This window comes from Ancylobacter pratisalsi (assembly GCF_010669125.1).
In the GTDB taxonomy this organism is placed as follows: domain Bacteria; phylum Pseudomonadota; class Alphaproteobacteria; order Rhizobiales; family Xanthobacteraceae; genus Ancylobacter; species Ancylobacter pratisalsi.
This window is the reverse complement of sequence record NZ_CP048630.1, coordinates 1946724-1967553: the sequence shown is the minus strand read 5'-3', so window position 1 is coordinate 1967553 and position 20830 is coordinate 1946724. Positions and strand designations below refer to the sequence as shown.

21 protein-coding genes are annotated in these 20830 nt (G+C 64.0%); 11 read left to right on the top strand and 10 right to left on the bottom strand.

The window, feature by feature from the left end:
- Window positions 1-21 precede the first annotated feature (21 nt).
- Entirely contained in the window at window positions 22-840 is an 819-nt protein-coding gene (locus G3A50_RS09330) for a Crp/Fnr family transcriptional regulator (protein ID WP_163074983.1), read from the bottom strand.
- A gap of 253 nt (window positions 841-1093) precedes the next feature.
- Here G3A50_RS09330 and G3A50_RS09325 point away from each other — a divergent pair, with 253 nt between their 5' ends.
- A complete protein-coding gene (locus G3A50_RS09325) occupies window positions 1094-2137 on the top strand; it encodes a sensor histidine kinase (protein ID WP_163074982.1) in 1044 nt (347 codons plus the stop codon).
- A 61-nt stretch (window positions 2138-2198) separates the two neighbouring features.
- A complete protein-coding gene (locus G3A50_RS09320; protein WP_163074981.1) occupies window positions 2199-3539 on the top strand; it encodes a dihydroorotase in 1341 nt (446 codons plus the stop codon).
- A 21-nt stretch (window positions 3540-3560) separates the two neighbouring features.
- Here the strand turns inward: G3A50_RS09320 and truA are convergent, their stop codons facing one another.
- Entirely contained in the window at window positions 3561-4313 is a 753-nt protein-coding gene (gene truA, locus G3A50_RS09315; protein ID WP_163074980.1) for a tRNA pseudouridine(38-40) synthase TruA, read from the bottom strand.
- Between the two features lie 160 nt (window positions 4314-4473).
- Between truA and polA the strand changes: the two genes are divergently transcribed.
- Window positions 4474-7407, top strand: a complete 2934-nt coding sequence (gene polA / locus G3A50_RS09310; RefSeq protein ID WP_163074979.1) for a DNA polymerase I — start codon at window positions 4474-4476, stop codon at window positions 7405-7407.
- A 68-nt stretch (window positions 7408-7475) separates the two neighbouring features.
- Here polA and G3A50_RS09305 read toward each other — a convergent pair whose 3' ends face one another.
- Window positions 7476-7889, bottom strand: a complete 414-nt coding sequence (locus tag G3A50_RS09305) for an Ohr family peroxiredoxin (RefSeq protein WP_163074978.1) — start codon at window positions 7887-7889, stop codon at window positions 7476-7478.
- A gap of 253 nt (window positions 7890-8142) precedes the next feature.
- On the opposite strand from G3A50_RS09305, the gene ygfZ reads away from it, so the two are divergent.
- The 4 genes from ygfZ to G3A50_RS09285 are packed head-to-tail and all read left to right on the top strand — an operon-like array spanning window position 8143 to window position 10782.
- Complete coding sequence (ygfZ, locus tag G3A50_RS09300; protein WP_163074977.1) at window positions 8143-8994, top strand: CAF17-like 4Fe-4S cluster assembly/insertion protein YgfZ; 852 nt, start codon at window positions 8143-8145, stop codon at window positions 8992-8994.
- Window positions 8991-9575: a DNA-3-methyladenine glycosylase I gene (locus G3A50_RS09295; protein ID WP_163074976.1), complete on the top strand. Its 585-nt coding sequence runs from the start codon at window positions 8991-8993 to the stop codon at window positions 9573-9575. The genes ygfZ and G3A50_RS09295 overlap by 4 nt, the downstream gene beginning before the upstream one ends.
- A 21-nt stretch (window positions 9576-9596) precedes the next feature.
- Window positions 9597-10259, top strand: a complete 663-nt coding sequence (locus tag G3A50_RS09290; RefSeq protein ID WP_163074975.1) for a YfbR-like 5'-deoxynucleotidase — start codon at window positions 9597-9599, stop codon at window positions 10257-10259.
- Between the two features lie 16 nt (window positions 10260-10275).
- Complete coding sequence (locus G3A50_RS09285) at window positions 10276-10782, top strand: tyrosine phosphatase family protein (RefSeq protein WP_163077479.1); 507 nt, start codon at window positions 10276-10278, stop codon at window positions 10780-10782.
- 42 nt (window positions 10783-10824) lie between these two features.
- Here the strand turns inward: G3A50_RS09285 and G3A50_RS09280 are convergent, their stop codons facing one another.
- Window positions 10825-11499 carry a L,D-transpeptidase gene (locus tag G3A50_RS09280; protein WP_163074974.1) on the bottom strand — a complete coding sequence of 225 codons (675 nt, stop codon included), beginning with the start codon at window positions 11497-11499 and terminating at the stop codon, window positions 10825-10827.
- Window positions 11500-11617: 118 nt separating this feature from the next.
- Between G3A50_RS09280 and G3A50_RS09275 the strand changes: the two genes are divergently transcribed.
- The 4 genes from G3A50_RS09275 to G3A50_RS09260 all read left to right on the top strand — a co-directional run bounded on the left by G3A50_RS09275 (window position 11618) and on the right by G3A50_RS09260 (window position 15288).
- On the top strand, window positions 11618-12604 hold the full coding sequence (locus G3A50_RS09275) for a LysR family transcriptional regulator (protein WP_163074973.1): 987 nt from the start codon (window positions 11618-11620) through the stop codon (window positions 12602-12604).
- Window positions 12605-12719: 115 nt separating this feature from the next.
- Window positions 12720-13946: an MFS transporter gene (locus tag G3A50_RS09270; RefSeq protein WP_163074972.1), complete on the top strand. Its 1227-nt coding sequence runs from the start codon at window positions 12720-12722 to the stop codon at window positions 13944-13946.
- A 191-nt stretch (window positions 13947-14137) separates the two neighbouring features.
- Window positions 14138-14623, top strand: a complete 486-nt coding sequence (locus tag G3A50_RS09265; protein WP_246252291.1) for a hypothetical protein — start codon at window positions 14138-14140, stop codon at window positions 14621-14623.
- Window positions 14624-14862: 239 nt separating this feature from the next.
- A complete protein-coding gene (locus tag G3A50_RS09260; protein ID WP_163074970.1) occupies window positions 14863-15288 on the top strand; it encodes a DoxX family protein in 426 nt (141 codons plus the stop codon).
- 19 nt (window positions 15289-15307) lie between these two features.
- Here G3A50_RS09260 and G3A50_RS09255 read toward each other — a convergent pair whose 3' ends face one another.
- From G3A50_RS09255 to G3A50_RS09230, 6 genes are all read right to left on the bottom strand, one after another.
- Window positions 15308-17083, bottom strand: a complete 1776-nt coding sequence (locus tag G3A50_RS09255; RefSeq protein ID WP_210255297.1) for a tetratricopeptide repeat protein — start codon at window positions 17081-17083, stop codon at window positions 15308-15310.
- Window positions 17084-17279: 196 nt separating this feature from the next.
- Window positions 17280-17723: a phage holin family protein gene (locus tag G3A50_RS09250; protein WP_163074969.1), complete on the bottom strand. Its 444-nt coding sequence runs from the start codon at window positions 17721-17723 to the stop codon at window positions 17280-17282.
- Window positions 17723-18070 carry a hypothetical protein gene (locus G3A50_RS09245; RefSeq protein WP_163074968.1) on the bottom strand — a complete coding sequence of 116 codons (348 nt, stop codon included), beginning with the start codon at window positions 18068-18070 and terminating at the stop codon, window positions 17723-17725. Before G3A50_RS09245 ends, G3A50_RS09250 begins: the two co-directional genes overlap by 1 nt.
- Before the next feature lie 95 nt (window positions 18071-18165).
- Window positions 18166-18912, bottom strand: coding sequence for a tRNA (guanosine(46)-N7)-methyltransferase TrmB (gene trmB / locus G3A50_RS09240; RefSeq protein WP_210255256.1), 747 nt, complete (start codon window positions 18910-18912; stop codon window positions 18166-18168).
- A gap of 80 nt (window positions 18913-18992) precedes the next feature.
- Window positions 18993-20186 (bottom strand): methionine adenosyltransferase, encoded by a 1194-nt coding sequence (gene metK, locus G3A50_RS09235; RefSeq protein ID WP_163074966.1) that lies wholly within the window; start codon window positions 20184-20186, stop codon window positions 18993-18995.
- A gap of 132 nt (window positions 20187-20318) precedes the next feature.
- Complete coding sequence (locus G3A50_RS09230; protein ID WP_163077475.1) at window positions 20319-20729, bottom strand: helix-turn-helix domain-containing protein; 411 nt, start codon at window positions 20727-20729, stop codon at window positions 20319-20321.
- Window positions 20730-20830: the final 101 nt, after the last annotated feature.

Below are 20830 nucleotides of genomic sequence, written 5' to 3'. Positions count from 1 at the left end.
GCGTGGCTCTTCCGCGCCTTGCTAAGGGCGGAAGAGCGGGCCGTTGGTGACGACCATGCCGTGCCCTGCGACTTCGTTGCCGGTCGGATAGACCCCGTTCAGGACCTCGCCGAAATGCCGGCGAACTGTCTTGTCGCAGCCGCAACTCATCGCCCGCAGTTTGGGAAGGTCGCGAATCACGAGGCGCCCACGGCGTGGTTCGACGGCGCCACTTTCGCGCAATTGCTGAATGACCCGACCGATATAGGAGCGCCCTACCGCCAGCATTGCGGCAAGTTGTTCCTGAGTAAGCTTGATATCGTCCCCACCGGTGCGGTCGAGCGCTCCAACGATCCATTTGGCGGTGCGTTGTTCAATGGAATGGGCGGCGTTGCACGCCACGGATTGGAAAACCTGCGCCAGCAGGCAGTCTGCGTAGCGGGCAAACAGGTTGTGCAGCGTGGGCGAGGTTTCCTTGGCCCGTTCGAGCTCCGCCGTCTCGATACGCAGCACGGGTCCTCCGATCTGCACGACGGCGCGGGCAAACGCCGGCAGCCGACCATGGCTGACGATGCCACCCACGGCTCCCTCGCGCCCGACCGGCGTGATCTCGACTGGCCGGCCGTCGTCGAGCACGACCATGAATGAGATGAGCGTCTGGCCACAGGGAAAATAGACGTTTCGCACATCGTCGCCGGGCTCGTAGAGCACGGCGCGGGCTGGCCGGTCGATGCGGCGCAGATGGGGCTTCAGAAGCTCGAAATCAGACCGCCGCAAGGCGCCGAGCAGGTTGTTTCCGCCTGACGAAGCTTCATCGTCCTGCACAAGCCGCTCACCAGTTCCCGCATCTGACCTGCGCATCGCACACCCCTCCCGCCTCTCGATGGAGCTTCAACGCCAAGCGCGAGGAAATGTTCACTTGTGAGCGGAATTTGCGTTGCCAGAAGTTTAGAAACGGGATGGATTATCTCATTACAGTGCATGAGGGCGCCGGTGGCGATCGTCGGTTGGGGCGGAGTCGGAACGCTGCGGGAGATCGCAGGGTTGGAAATGCCTGTGACGCCGATTGCCGGTAGAGAGGCGTCTGGCTGCCGGTTCTCAATGGTCTTCAGTCATGGCTGAGAATGGCCATGATGCCGCGATGAACTCCCCGTTCTGGAGGCTGGTTCAGTCGGCTCGCCCGCTCCGGGAACATCCCTGGCTCGGCGACGCATTCGGCGTCGGGATGTTCCTGGTCGCTGTCGTGGTGCGGTTCGCCGTTGACGACATCCTGCCGCCCGGCTTTCCGTTCCTCACGTTTTTCCCGGTGGTGATCCTCACGACTTTCTTCTGCGGGCTGAGACCGGGCATTACCTGCGCCACGTTGTCCACCTTGGCGGCCTGGCACTTCTTCATCGGTCCATCGGTCGGCATGAGCATCGCCAACTGGCAAGCGCTGCTGGCGCTGGCCTTTTTCATCGGCATCGCGGCGATCGACATTACGCTAATTCACTTCACCTTCACCGCGGCGGAAAGGCTGCGCGAGGAACGGGAGACCACAGCGCGACTGTATGAGAGCCTGCGCACCATGTTTCAGGAGCTTCAGCACCGGGTGGCGAACAATATTCAGTTCGTCGCGGCGCTGCTGACGCTTCACAAGCGCAAGGCGGCCAACGATCCGGCTCTCGCGCTCATCGCGCTCGACGAGGCTCGCGCCCGGCTCGATACCATCGCGCGGATCCATCGCCGGCTTCATGCTCCCGAGCGGCTCGACATGCCGACCGGACAGTACCTGCGCGAACTGTGCTGCGATCTCATCAACGCGGCGGGGGCGCAGAATGTCACCTGCACAGTGGATGCCCCGGACCTGCACCTGAGCGTCACCCAGCTTACGACCTTGTCGATGCTGGTCGCGGAGATTGTAACCAACTCGCTCAAGCACGCCTTTGATCCGGGCGAGCCGGGCAAGATCGGGATCGCCCTTTCTTCGCGCAATGCGGGAAGGCACGAAATGGTCATTTCCGACAACGGGCGCGGCGTGCCGAAGGACTTTGACCCTTCCACCAGCTCAAGCCTCGGCTTCCGCATTATCCAGGGGCTCGTGGTCCAGCTTGGCGGCACGCTCCGGCTGGATCATGGGAGCGGGACAGCGGCTCACATCGAATTCGTGGTCGAATAGGCTGGGGCAGGTCTGCTAGAAGGCGACGAACGCCGTTCCGAGACCATGCCCCGAGGAGCCCATGACCCAGACCTTCGATCTTCTGCTCAAGGGTGGCATTGTCGCCAATCAAGATGGCGTCGGGGCCCGCGATGTCGGCGTGAAGGACGGACGGATCGCTGGCATCGGTTCGTTCGATCGCTCTCAGGCAGGTGAGACCGTCGACTGTACCGGCCTGCACATTCTGCCGGGCGTCATCGACACCCAGGTCCATTTCCGCGAGCCGGGGATGGAGCACAAGGAAGACCTCGAATCGGGCTCGCGTGCCGCGGTGATGGGCGGTGTCACGGCGGTTTTCGAGATGCCCAACACCAATCCGCTGACCACTTCCGCAAGCGCTCTTGAGGACAAGATCGGCCGTGCGACGGCACGCATGCATTGCGACTTTGCGTTCTTCGTGGGCGGTACCCATGAGAATGTGAAGGACCTGCCGGAGCTGGAAATGCTGCCGGGAGCCGCGGGCATCAAGGTGTTCATCGGCTCCTCGACCGGCTCGCTGCTGGTGGCTGACGATCCCGGCGTGCGCGCCATCCTTAAGGTGATCCGTCGCCGTGCCGCCTTCCACTGCGAGGACGAGCCGCGCCTTGCCGAACGGCGCCATCTTCGCGTGCCGGGCAATGCCGCCTCGCACCCGGTGTGGCGCGACGAGATCGCCGCGCTGACCGCCACCACCCGCCTCGTCAACCTCGCGCGCGAGGAGGGCAAGCGCGTGCATGTGCTGCATGTCACCTCCGCCGAGGAGATGGCTTATCTGCGTCACCACAAGGACGTTGCCACTGTCGAGGTGACGCCCCATCACCTCACCATGGATGCGAGTTGGTACGACAAGCTCGGTTCGCTTGTGCAGATGAACCCGCCGGTGCGCGAGGCGCGTCACAGGCCGGCGCTGTGGCAGGCGCTCGCCGAGGGTGTCGTCGACGTGCTCGGTTCCGACCACGCCCCGCATACATTGGAAGAGAAGGCCAAACCCTATCCCGATAGCCCGTCGGGAATGACCGGCGTGCAGACGCTGGTGCCGATGATGCTCGACCATGTGAATGCCGGGCGGCTCACTCTTGAGCGCTTTGTCGACCTTTCGAGCGCCGGGCCGGCCCGCATCTTCAACATCGCGACCAAGGGTCGGATCGCGGTCGGCTATGACGCCGACTTCACCATTGTCGATCTCAAGCGTCACCAGACCATCCGCAACAGCTGGATCGCCTCCAAGCCGGGCTGGACGCCCTATGACGGCGTCGACGTCACGGGCTGGCCGGTTGGCACATTTGTTCGCGGCAACCGGGTGATGTGGGAAGGCGAGCTGACCGGTCCGTCAAAGGGGGCACCGGTGCGTTTCCTGGAGGCTCTTCAAGGCACGTCGCTCTGACGGCTTGCCGAGAGCGAGGCCTCAATACGTGACCTCTGCAAGGTAAAGTCCCGCTGCCGGCGCCATGGGTCCGCAGCGGGTGCGATCGCGCGCCTCCAGTGCCGCGCTGACATCGTCCGGCGACCAGCCGCCGTCGCCGACCTTCACCAGCGTGCCGACCATGGAACGGACCTGATGGTGCAGGAAGGAGCGTGCCGCCGCGTGCACACGGATTTCCACACCCGGCCCCTCGACCGCCACGCGTTCGACGTCTAGCCGGTCGAGGGTCTTCACCGGCGAGGCGGCCTGGCAGCCGATGGCCCGAAAGGTCGTGAAATCGTGCCGGCCGACCAGTCGTTGGGCCGCAATTGCCATTGCCCCTGTGTCGAGGTCGCGCAGCACCCGCCAGGCCCTGTTGCGTTCCAGCGCCAGGTCGGGCCGGCGGGCGATGATGCGATAGAGGTAACGCCGCCCCCGCGCCGAAAAGCGTGCGTGGAAATCATCCGCTGCGGGCTCGGCCGACAGGACCGCGATCGGGTGGGGGCGCAGATGCGCGTTCATGGCGTCGCGCACGGTGTCCGGCCGCCAGTCGCGCGACAATTCGATGTGGGCGACCTGCCCGCTGGCATGCACGCCAGCGTCGGTGCGCCCGGCGCCATGTACCGCGACAGTTTCGCTGGCGAAACGGCCGGCGGCCTGCGCCAGCAGGCCCTGAACACTCAGCCCCTTGGCCTGGATCTGCCAGCCGATAAAGGGCGTGCCGTCATATTCGATGGTGAGTTTGTAGCGGGGCATGGCGCTCTCTAGCGCTCCGCGCAGCGCACGTCATCTTTCATGGGCAAATGTGGGAGGTTCATGTCGGCGCCAGGGCCGCGTAAGAGGTGGGCGGTGCGTGAGCGATGGTTGCCGCGCGGGAGCGGTTCGGGCATCGTGCGCGGCCGAACCGGAGCTTGAGATGCCCGAGCACGACCCTCTGGAAGCCGGCGATCACGTCGTCCTGATCGACGGATCCGCCTATATCTTCCGCGCCTATCACGCCCTTCCCCCACTTACCCGTTCATCCGACAAGCTGCCGGTGGGCGCGGTGGCCGGCTTCTGCAACATGCTGTGGAAGCTGGTGCGGGCCCAGGGCTTCTCGCCGGCGCCGACCCACCTCGCCGTGGTGTTCGACAAGAGCGAGATTACCTTCCGCAAGGAGATCTACCCGCTCTACAAGGCGCAGCGCCCCGACCTGCCGGAGGATCTGGCTCCGCAGTTTCCGCTGATCCGGGAGGCGACGCGCGCGTTCGACCTCGCCTGCGTCGAGCAGTCCGGGTTCGAGGCTGATGACCTGATGGCGACCTACGCCGAACAGGCCAAGGCCAAGGGGGCGCTCGTCACCATCATTTCCTCCGACAAGGATCTGATGCAGCTCGTCGATGCCAAGGTGCGCATGTACGATCCGATGAAGGACCGTTCGATCGGGGTCGACGAGGTGTTCGAGAAATTCGGTGTCGCCCCGGAGAAAGTGGTCGACGTGCAGTCGCTTGCGGGCGATTCGGTCGACAACGTACCCGGCGTTCCTGGCATCGGCATTAAGACCGCCGCCCAATTGCTGGACGAATATGGCGATCTCGACACGCTGCTGGCCCGTGCCGGCGAGATCAAACAGACCAAGCGCCGCGAGAATCTGATCGAGTTCGCCGATCAGGCGCGCCTTTCACGTGAGCTGGTCACGCTCAAGCGCGATGTGCAACTCGACGTGTCGCTCGACGACATCGCCGTGGTGGAACCCGAGGGAAAGAAGCTGATCGCCTTTCTCAAGGCGATGGAGTTTACCACTCTCACGCGGCGCGTGGCCGAGGCGTATGAGATCGATGCCGCGGCCATCGATCCGGACCCCGGGCTGAAGGCCGGCGGCGCGCGGAGCGACGCGCTCGGTGAAGGTCTCGACCCGGAGGGCGTGGACCCCACTGCGGCAGCGGGCGACGCCGCCGTCGAAGCGGGGCTGACCCCCGCGGCACTTTCAGTGGCACGCATTTCGGAAGGGACCGCGACGCCGGTCGACCGGGCGTCCTATGAGACGGTCAGAACGCTGGATCGCCTGCGGCAATGGGTCGAACGTGCCTATGAGATCGGATTCGTCGCCGTGGATACCGAGACCACGGGGCTCGATCCGATGCAGGCCGACATCGTCGGCTTCTCGCTCGCCACGGCGCCGAACGAGGCCTGCTATGTGCCGTTGACCCACAAAGGTGGCGATGAGGGTCTGTTCAGCGAGGGGCTCCTGCCCGATCAGGTGTCGGTACGGGACGCGGCCGAGGCCCTGAAGCCGCTTCTCGAAGACCCTGCCGTGCTCAAGATCGGTCAGAACCTGAAATATGACTGGCTGATCTTCAAGCGTCTCGGCATCGAGCTGGCCCCGTGCGACGACACGATGCTGATCTCCTATGTGCTGGACGCGGGCGTCGGCTCCCACGGCATGGATGCGCTCTCCGTCCGCTGGCTCGGCCATACGCCGATCAAGTACGAGGCGGTTGCGGGCAAGGGAAAGAGCGCCGTCAGCTTCGACCGTGTCGCTATCGACAAGGCGAGCGAATATGCCGCCGAGGATGCCGACGTCACGCTCCGGCTGTGGCGGGTGCTCAAGCCGCGCCTCGTCGCCGAGGGCAAGACGGCCGTCTACGAGACCCTGGAACGCCCGCTTGTCACTGTGCTCGCGCGGATGGAAGAGCGGGGCATCATGATCGACCGGCAAATGCTCTCACGTCTCTCGGGTGAGTTCGCACAGGGCATGGGCCGGCTGGAGGCCGAAATCTCCGACATGGCGGGCGAGAGCTTCAATCCCGGCTCACCCAAACAGCTCGGCGATATCCTGTTCGGCAAGATGCAGATCCCCGGCGGGCGCAAGACCCCGACCGGGGCCTGGTCCACCGGTGCTGATGTGCTGGAGGAACTCGCCGAGCAGGGGCACGAATTGCCGCGGCGCATCCTGGACTGGCGCCAGCTCCAGAAGCTGAAATCAACCTACGCCGACGCGCTTCCGACCTATGTGAACCCGGAAACCGGGCGCGTGCACACCTCGTTCGCGCTGGCCGCGACCACGACAGGCCGGCTGTCTTCCTCGGAACCGAACCTTCAGAACATTCCGGTGCGCACGGAAGAGGGTCGCAAGATCCGCAAGGCCTTCATCGCCGAGCGCGGCCACAAGCTGATCTCCGCCGATTATTCGCAGATCGAGCTTCGCCTTCTGGCCGAGATCGCGGACACGCCCTCGCTGCGCCAGGCGTTTCAGGACGGCCTCGACATTCACGCCATGACCGCGTCCGAGATGTTCGGGGTGCCGATTGCCGGCATGCCGAGCGAGGTGCGCCGGCGTGCCAAGGCGATCAATTTCGGCATCATCTACGGCATCTCGGCCTTCGGACTCGCCAACCAGCTGTCCATTCCGCGGGAAGAGGCAGGGGCCTATATCAAGCGCTACTTCGAACGCTTCCCCGGCATCCGCGCCTATATGGACGAGACCCGCGCCTTCGCGCGCGAGCACGGCTATGTCGAGACGCTGTTCGGCCGACGCTGCCACTATCCGGACATTGCCGCCAAGAACCCCTCGATCCGCGCCTTCAACGAGCGCGCGGCGATCAACGCCCGTCTTCAGGGTTCGGCCGCCGACATCATCCGCCGTGCCATGGTGCGAATGGAGCCCGCGCTCACCAAGGCCGGCCTGTCAGCGCGCATGCTGCTGCAGGTCCATGACGAGCTCATCTTCGAAGTGCGGGACGAGGAGATCGAGGCGACGATCCCGGTGGTGAAGCAGGTGATGGAACATGCGCCCATACCCGCCGTCGCGCTGAAAGTGCCGCTGAAGGTCGACGCCCGCGCCGCGCTGAACTGGGACGAGGCGCACTGACGCCGCAATGCAGGCGCCGGGATGGCCGATCAGCGTCGGCCATCCGTCCCTCCAGAGGGCAGCAGGTCTCAGCTCGACGCGAGCTCGACCGGAATGTTGCCGCGCGTGGCCTTGGAATAGGGGCATACCTGGTGGGCGGCCTCGAGCACTTCCTTGGTCTGTTCGGCTGAGAGGGCGGGAGCCTTCAGCGACAGTTTGATTGCGAGGCTGAAGCCGTCGTCACCCTTCACCAGCGATGCCGCGACGGTCACGGCGGCGCCGGTGACATCGAGCTTCTTCTGGTGGCCGACGAGTTCGACCGCGGAGCCGAAGCAGGCAGCGTAGCCGGTGGCGAACAGATGTTCAGGCGTGGTCTTGCCGGCATCGAGGACGCCGTTCTTCGGCATTCCAAGATCGACGGAAACCGAGCCGTCGCTGGTCTGGGAGTGGCCATTACGGCCGCCGACGCAGGTGGCGGTGCCGGTGAAGAGGACGGTGGACATGGGCTGTCTCCTGATATTGGGACCTTGAACCTGAAGGTCGCCTACGAAGATGGTACGACAGCTGGATCGAACAATATCTTGCACGATAGATTTTGCCAATTCGAAGGAATTACGGCACGGGGTCGGTTTATGTTCACTTTTTGTTTCGTTTTCCCTTGCCCGCTTGTGCCGTAGGGCTTACTTCTGAGCGCGATCACGTATCCCTTTCGGGCACCTTCACCTGTCCGACGATAGCGTTCATGGAAGCTGACCCATGCCAGTCGCGGTCCTGAAGGAGCGCGCGGTTGCCCGTGTTGCGGGAGCCGATGCCGCTCATTTCCTCGACAATCTTCTCACTGCTCGCACGCCGACCCAGCCTGGCGAGGCGCGTTATGGCGCGTTGCTGACACCTCAGGGAAAAATCGTCGTCGACATGTTCATCGTGGCAACTGAGGCCGGTTTCCGCCTCGATGTGCCGCGGATCGCGCTGCCGGACCTTCTCAAGCGGCTCCAGCTTTACCGTTTGCGCGCCAAAGTGGAGATCGGCGCGCTCGACGACCTCGCCATCGCGGTCGCCTGGGGAGAGTCGAGCCCCCTGGTCGACGCCTTCGCCTATGATGATCCGAGACTGGCGGGGCTCGGCCGCCGCTTCCTCCTGCCGGTGGCCGAGGCTGCCCAGATCGCAGCGGTGCCGGAAGAGGTCTGGCAGGCACATCGTATCGCGCTTGGTGTGCCGGAAGGGGGGGCGGACTTTCTTTACGGCGATGCATTCCCCCATGAGGCGGACATGGACCAGCTCGGCGGCATCGATTTCGACAAGGGTTGTTATGTTGGTCAGGAGATCGTGAGCCGCATGCAGCACCGGGGCACGGCGCGCACCCGCGTCATTCCCTTCGCCGTGTGCGGCCCTCCTCCCGCGGAAGGCACGCCCATCCTTGCCGGCGGCAAGACCATCGGCCGGGTGGGCTCGGGCGTGGACGGGCGCACGCTGGGTCTTGTCCGTCTCGATCGGCTGGAGGAGGCCCGGGCTGGCGGGCATGTGGTGGAGGCCGATGGGCTGGCCCTGGTCGCCGAACGACCCGACTGGGTGCGCTTCGCGGTTCCGGGAACGGAGCGCGCGGCGTGAGTGAGCACCAGCATCCCGATGTCCTCGCCCGCTGCGCCTGGTGCGGCACGGATCCGCTCTATGTCGACTATCATGACAGCGAATGGGGCGTGCCCGAATATGACGACCGCGCGCTGTTCGAGAAGCTGATTCTCGACGGCTTCCAGGCCGGCCTCGCCTGGATCACGATCTTGCGCAAGCGTGAGGGCTTCCGCGCCGCTTTCGATAATTTCCAGCCCGAGATCATCGCTCGTTACGGTACCGAAAGAATCGATGCGCTGATGGCGGATACCGGCATCGTGCGTAACCGCTCCAAGATCGTCTCGACCGTGCGTTCAGCACAGGTTTGGCTCGACATCATGGAAAGTGGTCCCGGCTTCTCAAGGCTGCTTTGGGACATCAACGGACCCATCCTCGACAATCATCGCCTGCCGGGCGATCCGCCAATCGTCACGTCGCCCGTCGCCATGACCATGTCGAAGGAGCTGAAGATGCGCGGCTTCAACTTCGTCGGACCCACCATCGTCTACGCCTTCATGCAGGCGGTCGGAATGGTGGACGACCATGTCGTGACGTGCCACCGGCACGGCAAGCGCACGTAACAAGGCGGGAGAGCGCCGCCGATGACGTTCCGCACGAAACCCGCCCGTGTCTGGCAACGGATGCTATCCGGGCGTCGGCTCGACCTCCTCGACCCATCCCCGCTCGACATCGAGATCGAGGACATCGCCCATGGCCTCGCCCGCGTCGCGCGCTGGAACGGGCAGACCCGAGGGCCGCACATCTATTCGGTTGCCCAGCATTCGGTGCTGGTCGAACTCATCGGGCGTCGTCAGGCGGGCGCGCGGGGCGTGGAGCTGGACCGGCGGTGGAAGCTGGCCATGTTGCTGCACGATGCGCCCGAATATGTGGTGGGCGACATGATCAGCCCCTTCAAGGCGGTCCTCGGTGGCAATTATCGTGAGGTCGAGGAGCGGCTTCTTTCTGCCATCAGCCTGCGCTTTGGGCTTCCCGCGCACTGGCCTGCGACCCTGGCGAAGCTGGTCAAGTCAGCCGATCGAGCGAGTGCGTTCCTGGAGGCGACGCGTCTCGCAGGTTTCGAGCTTGCCGAGGCAAAGAGCTTCTTCGGTCGGCCTTTTCCCCTCGACGCCGGGGAAGAGCAGGCTTATCTGGCGCCGTGGAGCGCGGACGAGGCCGCTTCCCGATTCCTCTCTCGCTTCACGGAGTTGATCGGGGAAGGCCCGGCTGGCGCGGCCGCGCCTCGTGCGATCGCCAGCGGCGCGTGAAGACCCGGAGTGAATGATGATCCATGTCTGCCCGCTGTCGCGGCTTGAAGAGACGGTAGCCCGCACTGGCGCCGCCCATGTTCTGAGCGTCATCAATATCGCCACGCCGGTGGCCCTTCCCGCGAGCGTAGCCCGGGAGAACCATCTGTTCGTCGGCTTCAACGACATCACGGCGCCGCAGGAGGGGCTGGTTCACCCCAACGCCGAGCATGTGGAGGCGATTCTCGGCTTCGCCCGCCGCTGGCCGCGCGAAGCCCCACTCGTGGTGCACTGTTTCGCCGGCATCAGCCGTTCCACGGCCTCGGCCTATATCGCCGCCTGCGCGCTGAATCCGGGACGCGACGAGGCGGTGATCGCCCGTGCGCTGCGTGCCGCTTCGCCAATCGCGACACCCAACGCACTTCTGGTGGCGCATGCGGACGCGGCGCTCGGGCGCGAAGGACGCATGATCGCGGCAATCGCCGCGATCGGACGTGGCGAAGAGGCGATGGAAAACCTGCCCTTCGAGCTGGCGGTCGATTGACCGATCGTTGACTGTGCCCGCGAACCCATCGGGCATGCGACCTCAGCTGACGGGAGCCCCGGTGGCGGGCAGCACGACGACCTTGGTTCCAACCGGCACCCGCCGGTACAGGTCGATGATGTCCTGGTTGATGAAGCGAATGCAGCCCGAGGAGACCATCGTTCCGATCGTCCACGGCTCCACGGTGCCGTGCAGCCGGTAGAGCGTGTCGCGCCCGTCCTTGTAGAGATAGAGCGCGCGCGGCCCCAGCGGATTGTCGACGCCGCCGGCGAGGCCACCCGCATAGGGACCATAGCGCTCCGGCTCGCGTTTGATCATGTCCGGCGTCGGAGTCCAGCGCGGCCACTGCGCCTTGCGGGCGATGGTTCCCTCCCCACGGAAATTGAAACCCTCCTGCTTGCCCACGCCCACGCCGTAGCGTAGCGCCCGGCCCCCGGACATCACCAGATAGGCGAAGCGTTCATTGGGGTCGACCACGATGGTGCCAGGCTGCTCGCGCGTGCTGTAGGCCACTTCCTGGCGGAGGAAACGGGGGTCGATCTGCGAGATGTCGACTGCGGGCACGGGGAAGGGCTCGTCGGTGATCGCCGCGTACATCCTCACATATTGCGGATCGAGCATGGGTGGCAGCGCACTCATGCGCGGGGAATCGTTCGTCGCGCAGCCCGCGAGGGCAAGGGGGGTCGCGAGGAGAAATAGGCGGCGGTCCAGCAACATGCGAATCCTGATTTCGATGACTCAAGGTGTGAGTGTTCGGCGAAGCGCCATTGAGGTGCATGGCTTGCCATGTGTCTATATGTTATGGACGCATCTCGATCATAACTAAGAGATATGAATGGACCTCGCCGTCGCCTTGCGGGCCTTCATCCGAACAGTCGAGCGTGGGTCGATGACGGCTGCGGCGCGCGATCTCGGAATATCGCAGCCGGCCGTTACCAAACATCTTAGAAATCTCGAGCGTCATGTCGGCGCCCGGCTTTTGGAGCGCTCGGCGCGGCTCGTGCGGCCGACATGGCATGGGCAGGCGCTGTTCGAGGCCAGCCGCACGGCACTGGTGAGCATTGATGAAGCCGTCGAGGGCGTGCGGCGCGACATGCAGGCCATCGAGGGCCCTTTGCGCGTGCATTCACCCTGCTGCATCGGGGCCCGCCATCTCCATCCCATCATGATGACGTTCCAGGAACGTCATCCAGGCGTGACCTTCGACCTGGTTCTGGAGGGGCGGGTCGTTGATCTGGTCTACGAGAATTTTGATCTGGCCATCCGTTACGGGCGACCGGAGGGGCAGGATCTGGTTATCCGCCGGATCGGTTCGGTACGGCGCATTCTCGTCGCGTCTCCCGACCTGCTGGCCCGGACCGGGCCGGTCGATTCGCCGACGCAGGTGACGGACCTGCCTTTCGTTACGACGCCGTCCATTCTGTCTCCGCGCGACCGGCTCGTTCTCAGCAATGGGGCTGAGAGCGTCGAGCCGGTGGTACGACCCGTGCTGCGCACCAATGACGCGCAGGTGCTGCTCCAGACTCTTCGATCCGGCCATGCCATGGGCGCGGTGCAGGAACTGCTTGTGTCCGACGACATTGCCGCCGGACGGCTCGTTCGTGTGCTGCCGGCCTATCATGCCCGGCCGGCTGAGGCGTTCATGACCTATCCCTCGATCCGCTACATGCGGCCAGCCGTACGCGCCTTCACCGATTTCGCGGTGTCGGCGCTGCAGGCGGTGGCCGGAATGGACGTCAATGACCCCTCCATCGCGGCGTCGCCTTCCTCGTGGCGGGGATGGCAGCGGGAGCCGGGCGAGACTTTCCATCAAAAGTTCTGATGTTTACTCGTAGAACAATTTGTTTTCTGCAGAACCTCAGCCGCCCTATTGCTAGGGCACGTGGCGGTCGACTGCTCCGCCGAAAAGCGCGCCGCGAGGCGATCGGGAGTCTGACATGAGTGCTGCCGCCCGTCCGTCCCTCGCCACCCGCGCGCCGCTTCTGGTGGTCCTGTGCGGCTGCATGATCGCGATGGTCACCTTCGGACCGCGCGCCTCTTCCGGCATTTTCATGCTGCCGATGACAGGCGACTATGGATGGGGGCGCGACACGTTCGGCCTTGCCATCGCCATCCAGAACCTCGTCTGGGGGATCGGTACACCCTTTGCCGGTGCCGTTGCCGACCGGTTCGGCGTGGTGCGGGTGCTGTGCGTCGGGGCAGTGGTCTATGCGGTCGGCCTGGTTCTCATGGCGTATTCCTCGACGCCGCTGATGCTTCAGCTCTCCGCCGGCGCGCTCATCGGCTTCGGCTTGTCGGGTTGCTCCTTCAACATCGTGCTCGCGGCTTTCGGCAAGATGCTGCCGGAGCGCTGGCGGCCGCTGGCCTTTGGCGCCGGAACGGCGGCAGGATCGTTCGGCCAGTTCCTGTTTCCGCCTCTCGCGGCTGGACTCAATGCGGCTATCGGGTGGCATGAAACACTGATCGTGTTCGGTTTCGTCATGCTGCTGGTGATGCCGTTCTCGCTGGCCCTGGCAGGGGAGCGCGTCGAGACCAAGGCTGGCGACCTGCCGCAGCAATCGATTGCTGCGGCGCTGGGGGAAGCGTTCGGCCACCGTTCCTATGTACTGCTGGTCCTCGGATTTTTCACCTGCGGCTTCCAGCTCGCTTTCGTGACGACCCATCTGCCGGCCTATCTCATTGATCGTGGGCTCTCCATAAGCGTGGGTGGCTGGACGCTGGCGGTGATCGGGCTTGCCAATATGGTCGGTTCGCTCGGGTCCGGCTGGCTGTCGTCGCGCATGCCGCGGCGCTATCTTCTTGCAGCCATCTATTTCGCTCGTGGGCTCGCCATCGCCGTCTTCGTGCTGTTGCCTGCATCGCCCGTGACGTCGATCATCTTCGGCGTTGTGTTGGGACTATTGTGGCTGTCCACCGTGCCGCCGACATCCGGTCTGGTCATGCTGATGTTTGGCACGCGCTATCTGGCGATGCTCTACGGATTCGCCTTTTTCAGCCACCAGGTCGGCGGATTCCTCGGTGTCTGGCTGGGTGGGTTGCTCTACGAGCAGCTCGGCTCCTACGATCTCGTCTGGTGGCTTTCTGTCGCGCTGAGTTTTGCGTCGGCGGCGATCAACCTGCCGATCGTCGAGCGACCCGTGCAACGTGGGCTTCAGCCGGCGTGACGCTCACCGGCATTTGCGCGGCGTTAACTCTCATCATTCACCATAGGTGTCGTGGTGCCAGAGGCGTTGCGCTGGTGCCACAGGGCTGAAACGCTTTGGTCCGTTGAGCCGCGTCCCGGTGGCGCCAGCCTTGACAAGGCCCGGTCGTCGCAGCGCATCGTAGCGTCATCTCCTGATCGATGGACACCCGCATGCGTCTTCCGTCCACTCATCTGGCCGCTGCGTGCCTGTTCAGCACAGGTGTCGCGCTGGCGTCACCAGCTTCTGCCGAGCCGCTTTCGGCGGACGCCGCTCAGCGTTTCGTCATGGGGAGGACCTTTTCCTACTCGTGCTACGAAGGAACGGCGGGCTCCGGGCGTATCCTCGAAGATGGCTCGGTTGCAGGTACGATACAGATGCGCGGCAGGGGCAGCGCACGCTATGTCACGCTGCCGGCCGGGACCATCTTGGTAAAGGGTGAGGCCGTCTGCGCGAAGCTAAAGGGGCTCGCCTTTCAGCCCTGCTTCGATCTTGAAAAGACCGGCAAGAACAGCTTCCGCGGCAATCTGGCCGGAGCCAACCGACTGTGGTGCGAATTCAAGCGTGGCGGTAGCGGTCGTACACGGCTCGCTGAACGCGGAGCGGACGTAAAGTCCACGAAGACCGCGCAGGCCGAAGCCCCCTCCGATCCGCGCTGACGCTTCCGGACGCATTCCCCAAGAGCGCGGATATCGCGCGCCTGCCTGCGAGAATCATCGGCACACATGTGTTGTGATGTGAGCGCGCCAGGACGCCCGAGGGCAAGCCGGCGGCATCAACCATATGATGAATTGCATAAATGCAATTGTTGGCCGTCAATCGCGGCTATGGAATTGCTTAGTTGACTGAGCCTTACTCCGGGGAACGGCGGTGTCGCCCTCAACCCCAGGAGGCTATCATGATCGACCAGAATTCCGCGCCTTATGGCGTCTTCCTGCTTCGCGTGTCGCTTGGCGCAATGTGGATTTCGCATGCGCTGCTGAAGTTCGTTGTCTTCACCATTCCCGGATTTGCCGGGTATCTGGGGAGCCTTGGCTTTCCTGTCGCTCTCGCCTGGCCAATTTTCCTTGCCGAACTGATCGGTGGAATACTGATCGTCACCGGCGTTTATGCTCGCCACGTTGCGCTGCTGCTGATCCCGGTGATGGCCGGTGCCATGAGTGTGCACATTCCCAATGGCTGGGTGTTTTCCGCAGCCAATGGCGGCTGGGAATATCCGGCATTCCTGATCGCTACGTCGTTCGCGCTTTGGCTGATTGGCGATGGCGCGTTCGCGCTGCGCTCGCGCCCGCTGTTCTTCATCGGCCGGCCGGTAAACGCGTGAAGAAGTGAGGGGCGGCGGCTCAGCCGCCCCCACCTGTCTTGCCAGTTTCAGGCAGAGCGGGTTCCGCCGCTGCCTTCTGGGCGGGCGCCGGGGGTGTGTTTATCTCGGTCTTGTGCACCTCGGCAGGCGCGTCCTTTGCCTTTTCCGCACCATCGAGCCCAAGCGCGATCTTGCGATCGATCTGCTGAAGTTCATCGGGATCAGGCTTCAGGTCGCGGGCATGGTTCCACTTGAACCGCGCCTCAAGCTTGCGTCCGACTTTCCAGTACGCATCGCCAAGGTGATCGTTGATCACCGATTCGCTCGGCTTCAACTCAACCGCGCGCTCCAGTTCGCGTACCGCGTCCTCGTAGCGTCCAAGCCGATAATAGGCCCATCCGAGGCTGTCGATGAAGAAGCCGTCGTCAGGTCGCAAGGATACCGCCTTGCGGATCATCTCCATTCCCTGATCGAGATGGACGCCCTGATCGACCCAGCTATAGCCCAGATAGTTCAGCACATGCGGCTGCTCGGGCTTCAGCTCCAGCGCCCTCTTCAGGTCCGCTTCGGACTTGTCCCACTGCTTGGTGCGCTCATAACAAGTGCCGCGGAAATAAAAGAGCATCCAGTTATTGCCGGTCGGTGCCTGCAACTGATCGATCGCCTTGGTATAGACGGCGGCGGCCTCAGCATATTCCTCGTTGGCGCGCAGCACGTCGCCCAGCGCCATCAGGGCGCGCTGTTCCTTCGGATTTTTCGCGACGACGGCTTCCAGCGTCTTACGGGCGTCCTTGTAGTCGCCCTCGGCGTCGAGATTGAGCCCGAGCTGAATCTGCGCGCTGGTCCGGAAGGGTGAATCGGCCGGGACGCTGCGATAGAGCGCGATGGCCTCATCGTGTCGCTTCATCGACTCGAACAGGTCGGCGAGCGTGATCTCGATAAGAGGATGCGAGGGGTCGAGCCAGTGGCCAAGCTGGAGATAGATCAGCGCCAGGTCCTCGCCCCCCTGCCGGCCGAGCGCCGCGCCAAGTCCATACAGCACCTCGGCCGCGCCGGCTGCCGGGGTGGTCACGAGCGCAGGCAAGATCTTGCCGCTTTCGAGAAGGTCGAGTTCTTCCGCGACCAGCGGATCGTTCGGCAGCAGCTTGTCGAAGGCCTCGTAGGTCTCGATCGCGAGATCCTTCTTGCCGGACCTCGAGGCCCACCGGCCATAGGCGTCGACAACGCGCAGCGTGCGCGGATCAAGAGCCAGCGCGCTCTCAAGCCGCTTGCCAGCATCGCGCTTGGCGCCCGCAGCTTCGAGTATCAAGCCTGCGTGAAAATCCTGGAAGCCCTCGTACCATTCCGGTCCCTTCAGCGCGTCGATGGCGGCGACCCCCGCGCGCGGGTTGCCGGAGCCGAACTGAGTCCAGGCGCTGATCAGCGTGGCATTGAGTTCAGCGATGGCACCCTGCCCCGCCCGACGCAGATTGCTCCGCGCGGTGACGTATTTCTTGTCCTTGATCGCGCGGATACCAAGCACGAGGCGGGCGAGGCCATGCTCGGCGTCGATGCGCACGATGCGACGTGCCATGTCGGTGGCTTCGTCCATCGAACCTTCGGCGAGCAGCGCCAGGAAGGCACGCTCAAGCACTTCACCATTTCGCGGAAATACGCGCACCAGGGCGCGGTAATAGGCGGCGGCAGCCGGCGTGTCGCGTTCGGCGGTCGCCAAGCGTGCAGCGAGATAGTTTCCGGCCGGAGAGGAGCGGGAAATTTCGTCCGGGGGCGGGGCATCCGCAAAGGCCGCAGGCGCACTTCCCAGTGCGGCAAGCATGGCGAGAACGGCCGCTCCGGGCCGCAGCGACACACGTCGAAACGTCAAGTTGGAAACCTCCAGCGGCAACCGGACGAACCACGGCCTTGTGGCTCGCAGCTTCGCACCTCGCGTCAGATTGGTCCTTTTTGGCCGACCCCGCAACAATCAGGGCTCCAGCGGACCTAATCTTCCCAAGGGACGAAGCCGCACCTTTTCATAGACGTCGGCCAAGAATAAGGCCGAGTAGCGCCGCGCCTGCCGCGACGGCGAGCACCGTCGAACTGCTGGGGCTTGCCGGGGCTGCCGGCGTTTGCGGCGCTTGCCCAGCCGCTCCCTGCCCAAAAACGTTGGGCGGAGGTGGCGGAGGGGCGAGGGATCCCAGAGCTCCATAGCCTACTGGTCTGGAACGGCGACGGGTGCGGACATAGACGATCAGCAAAAAAATCAAGGCGAGGAACAGGCAGATTCCGGCGATGATCAACGCCGCGCCCGCCGGACCGTAGATCTCCGCCAGCACGACGAAGCCCGCGACTAACAAGGCCAGGACCGCTCCTGCCAGGAACAGGCCGGCGAAGATCAGCAGGAACGCGGTCATCGCCGCCCGCTGGGCGACGTGGCGAAGCTCGATCCCGGCGATGCCCATCAGGAAGCGGAACATCAACGGCCCCGCGTCAGGAGGCCGAGAACGAAGCCAACACCCAGAGCCGCAGCGACCGCACTCAGGGGATTGCGTTCGATGGCTGCACCAATGTCGTTGCCGGCCGCCTGGGCACGAAGCTTGGCCTCCTCGAGCGCGGCAGCGCCTTCGTCCATAAGGCCTGAAGCCGTTGCCTCGGCCCGTGCCTTACCTTCGCGCAGGCGTCCCGATACCGCCTCCGCCGCAGCTTCGCCTTCTGCCTTGGCGAAAGAGGTAAGCGTTTCAGCCAGACGCGCGACATCGGCGCGCAGCACAGCGAGATCAGCGGACAGCTTGGCGAAATCTTCCTGGGGAGTCGGGTCGGCCATGGATCGGTCTCCTGTGCAAAGTGCTGGCGGTGCCGCCGGATAGGGTATCCCGACAACGTCCGGGCTACCGCCTCGGTTCCCAATATATGCGGTAGTCAGATGCGTAGGAACTCGTAGTAGCCCGGTACACGACCGGCCCGCAGTGCTTTGGCCTCATATCGCGTCCCCGGCCAGCCCTGCCAGGGCCGGCGCCAGTCGTCCGCTCGCTGCGCGGTCCATTCGAACCGCTCGTCCGAGAGCATATGGCGCAACGTCCAGGCTGCGTAGTGTTCGATGTCCGTCGCGAAGCGGAACCGTCCGCCGGGCATAAGCAACCGCGCGATGCGGTCGATGTTGTCCGGCTGGACAAAGCGGCGCTTCCAGTGCCGGCGTTTGGGCCAAGGATCGGGATACAGCAGGTCTATTCGATCCAGCGAGTGGTCGGGCATGCGATCGAGCAACGGCACGACGTCGTCGCCATGGACCCGCACATTGCCAAGCCCGGCTTCGGCGAGGGCGGTGGTCAGCTTGGCAAGTCCGTTTAGAAAAGCCTCGGCGCCGATATAGCCGATGTCAGGGTGACGTTGCGCCTCGGAGAAAAGATGTTCGCCGCCGCCAAATCCGATTTCAAGCCGCACTGCCCGGACAGGGTGAGCGAACAGCGCGGCCAGCGAGCCATCGGCAAGGGCGGCCGGATCAAGGGAGGCAGGGTCGAGGGAAAGGCGCGGCAGGCTCTCGGCAAGATGGCCGGCCTGCGCCGCCCGGAGCGGTTTGCCCTTGCGCCGGCCGTAAAAGGCCGCCTCGCGCGGTGAATGGCGATTGGTTTGCGACTGTGCGTCGTTATTGTCGGCGGAATTGGTCATCGGGTGCATAAACAAAAGGGGGCGAACGTCGCCGTCCGCCCCTTATCTCCGACAGAATGGTCCGCCGCAATGGCGCTTGATCAGGTGACCGCTGCCTTGATCGCGTCGGCGAGATCGGTGCGCTCCCAGGAGAAGCCGCCATCCTCCTCCGGACGACGACCGAAATGACCGTAGGCCGAGGTGCGGGCGTAGATCGGCTTGTTGAGACCAAGATGCTCGCGAATGCCGCGGGGGCGCAGGTTCATCACCTCCCGCAGAACGGATTCAAGCTTGGCTTCTTCGACCTGTCCGGTGCCGTGCAGATCAACATAGACCGCGAGCGGGTCGGACACGCCGATGGCGTAGGCGAGCTGAATCGTGCAGCGCTCGGCAAGATTCGCGGCCACGACATTCTTGGCGAGGTAACGCGCGGCATAGGCCGCCGAACGATCAACCTTCGTCGGGTCCTTGCCGGAGAACGCACCGCCACCATGAGGAGCCGCACCGCCGTAGGTATCGACGATGATCTTGCGGCCGGTAAGGCCGCAGTCGCCGTCCGGCCCGCCAATGACGAACTTGCCGGTGGGGTTGACGTGCCAGATCGTACCTTCGGTGATCCAGCCTTGCGGCAGGGTCTCGCGGATATAGGGTTCGACGATGGACTGAACGTCGTGCGAGGAAAGGTCTGCGTCGAGATGCTGGGTCGAGAGCACGATCTGCGTGACCTCGACGGGCTTGCCGCCCTCATAGCGAACCGTGACCTGGCTCTTCGCATCCGGACCAAGCACGGTGCTTTCGCCGGAATGGCGAGCCTCGGCGAGCCGCTTCAGGATCTTGTGCGAATAGAAGATCGGCGCAGGCATGAGTTCCGGGGTCTCACGGCAGGCATAGCCGAACATGATGCCCTGATCGCCGGCGCCTTCATCCTTGTTATCGGCTGAATCAACGCCCTGCGCGATGTCCACGGATTGGGCATGCAGGTGGACATCGATCTTGGCCGTCTCCCAATGGAAGCCTTCCTGCTCGTAACCGATATCCTTGATCGCGAGGCGGGCGATATGGGAGATGAAATCCTTGGTGATCTGCGCGGGGCCGCGCGTCTCGCCCGCGATCACCACCCGATTCGTGGTCGCCAGAGTCTCGCAGGCCACGCGGAGCTGGCTGGGATCCCAGCCATATTCCGGGCCGGCCTTGAAGAACGCGTCCACAACTTCATCGGAAATGCGATCGCAGACCTTGTCCGGATGGCCTTCGGAAACGGATTCACTCGTAAAAAGATAGGCTTGGCGCGACACGCTTCGGCTCCTCGATTATTGCCCAGCGCGTCAAACAGCACTCAGCGCGCGCATTTTTGGCGAGATGGCGGCGACGGGTCAAGAATGTTGAGCAAATTCGTTCGGAAAAAAGAACGCCGTGTCCCGACAGGCTCAGTTGGATTCCGGCGTGCCGGCGAGCGCCTCTACGAGATCGACGATACGCCGGCGGACCTTGGCGTCGGGGATCTTCAGAAATGCGCGCGTGAGTGCAATGCCTTCGGACGTCGCCAGAAAATCCGAGACGAACGCGGGCGAGGCATCCTCGGCGAAGCCAGCCAAGCTGGTACCACCATTGGGTGCGCCATCGAAGAAGAACGATATCGGCACGCCAAGGACGTTCGAAATATTCTGCAGGCGGCTGGCCCCGATGCGGTTCGTGCCCTTCTCGTATTTCTGAATCTGCTGAAAGGTGATGCCGAGATTCTCTCCCAGTTTCTCCTGGCTCATACCCACCATCATCCGGCGCATACGGACGCGGCTACCGACATGCTTGTCGATGGGATTGGGAGATTTCTTCGTCATCATCGGCCCCAACTCGGAACAACATACTCCCCGCCCATCGTCCAGATGGAGGGAAGCGATACCTAGGCTGCGTAGCAGTCTAGGCAAAGGTCGCGATATCG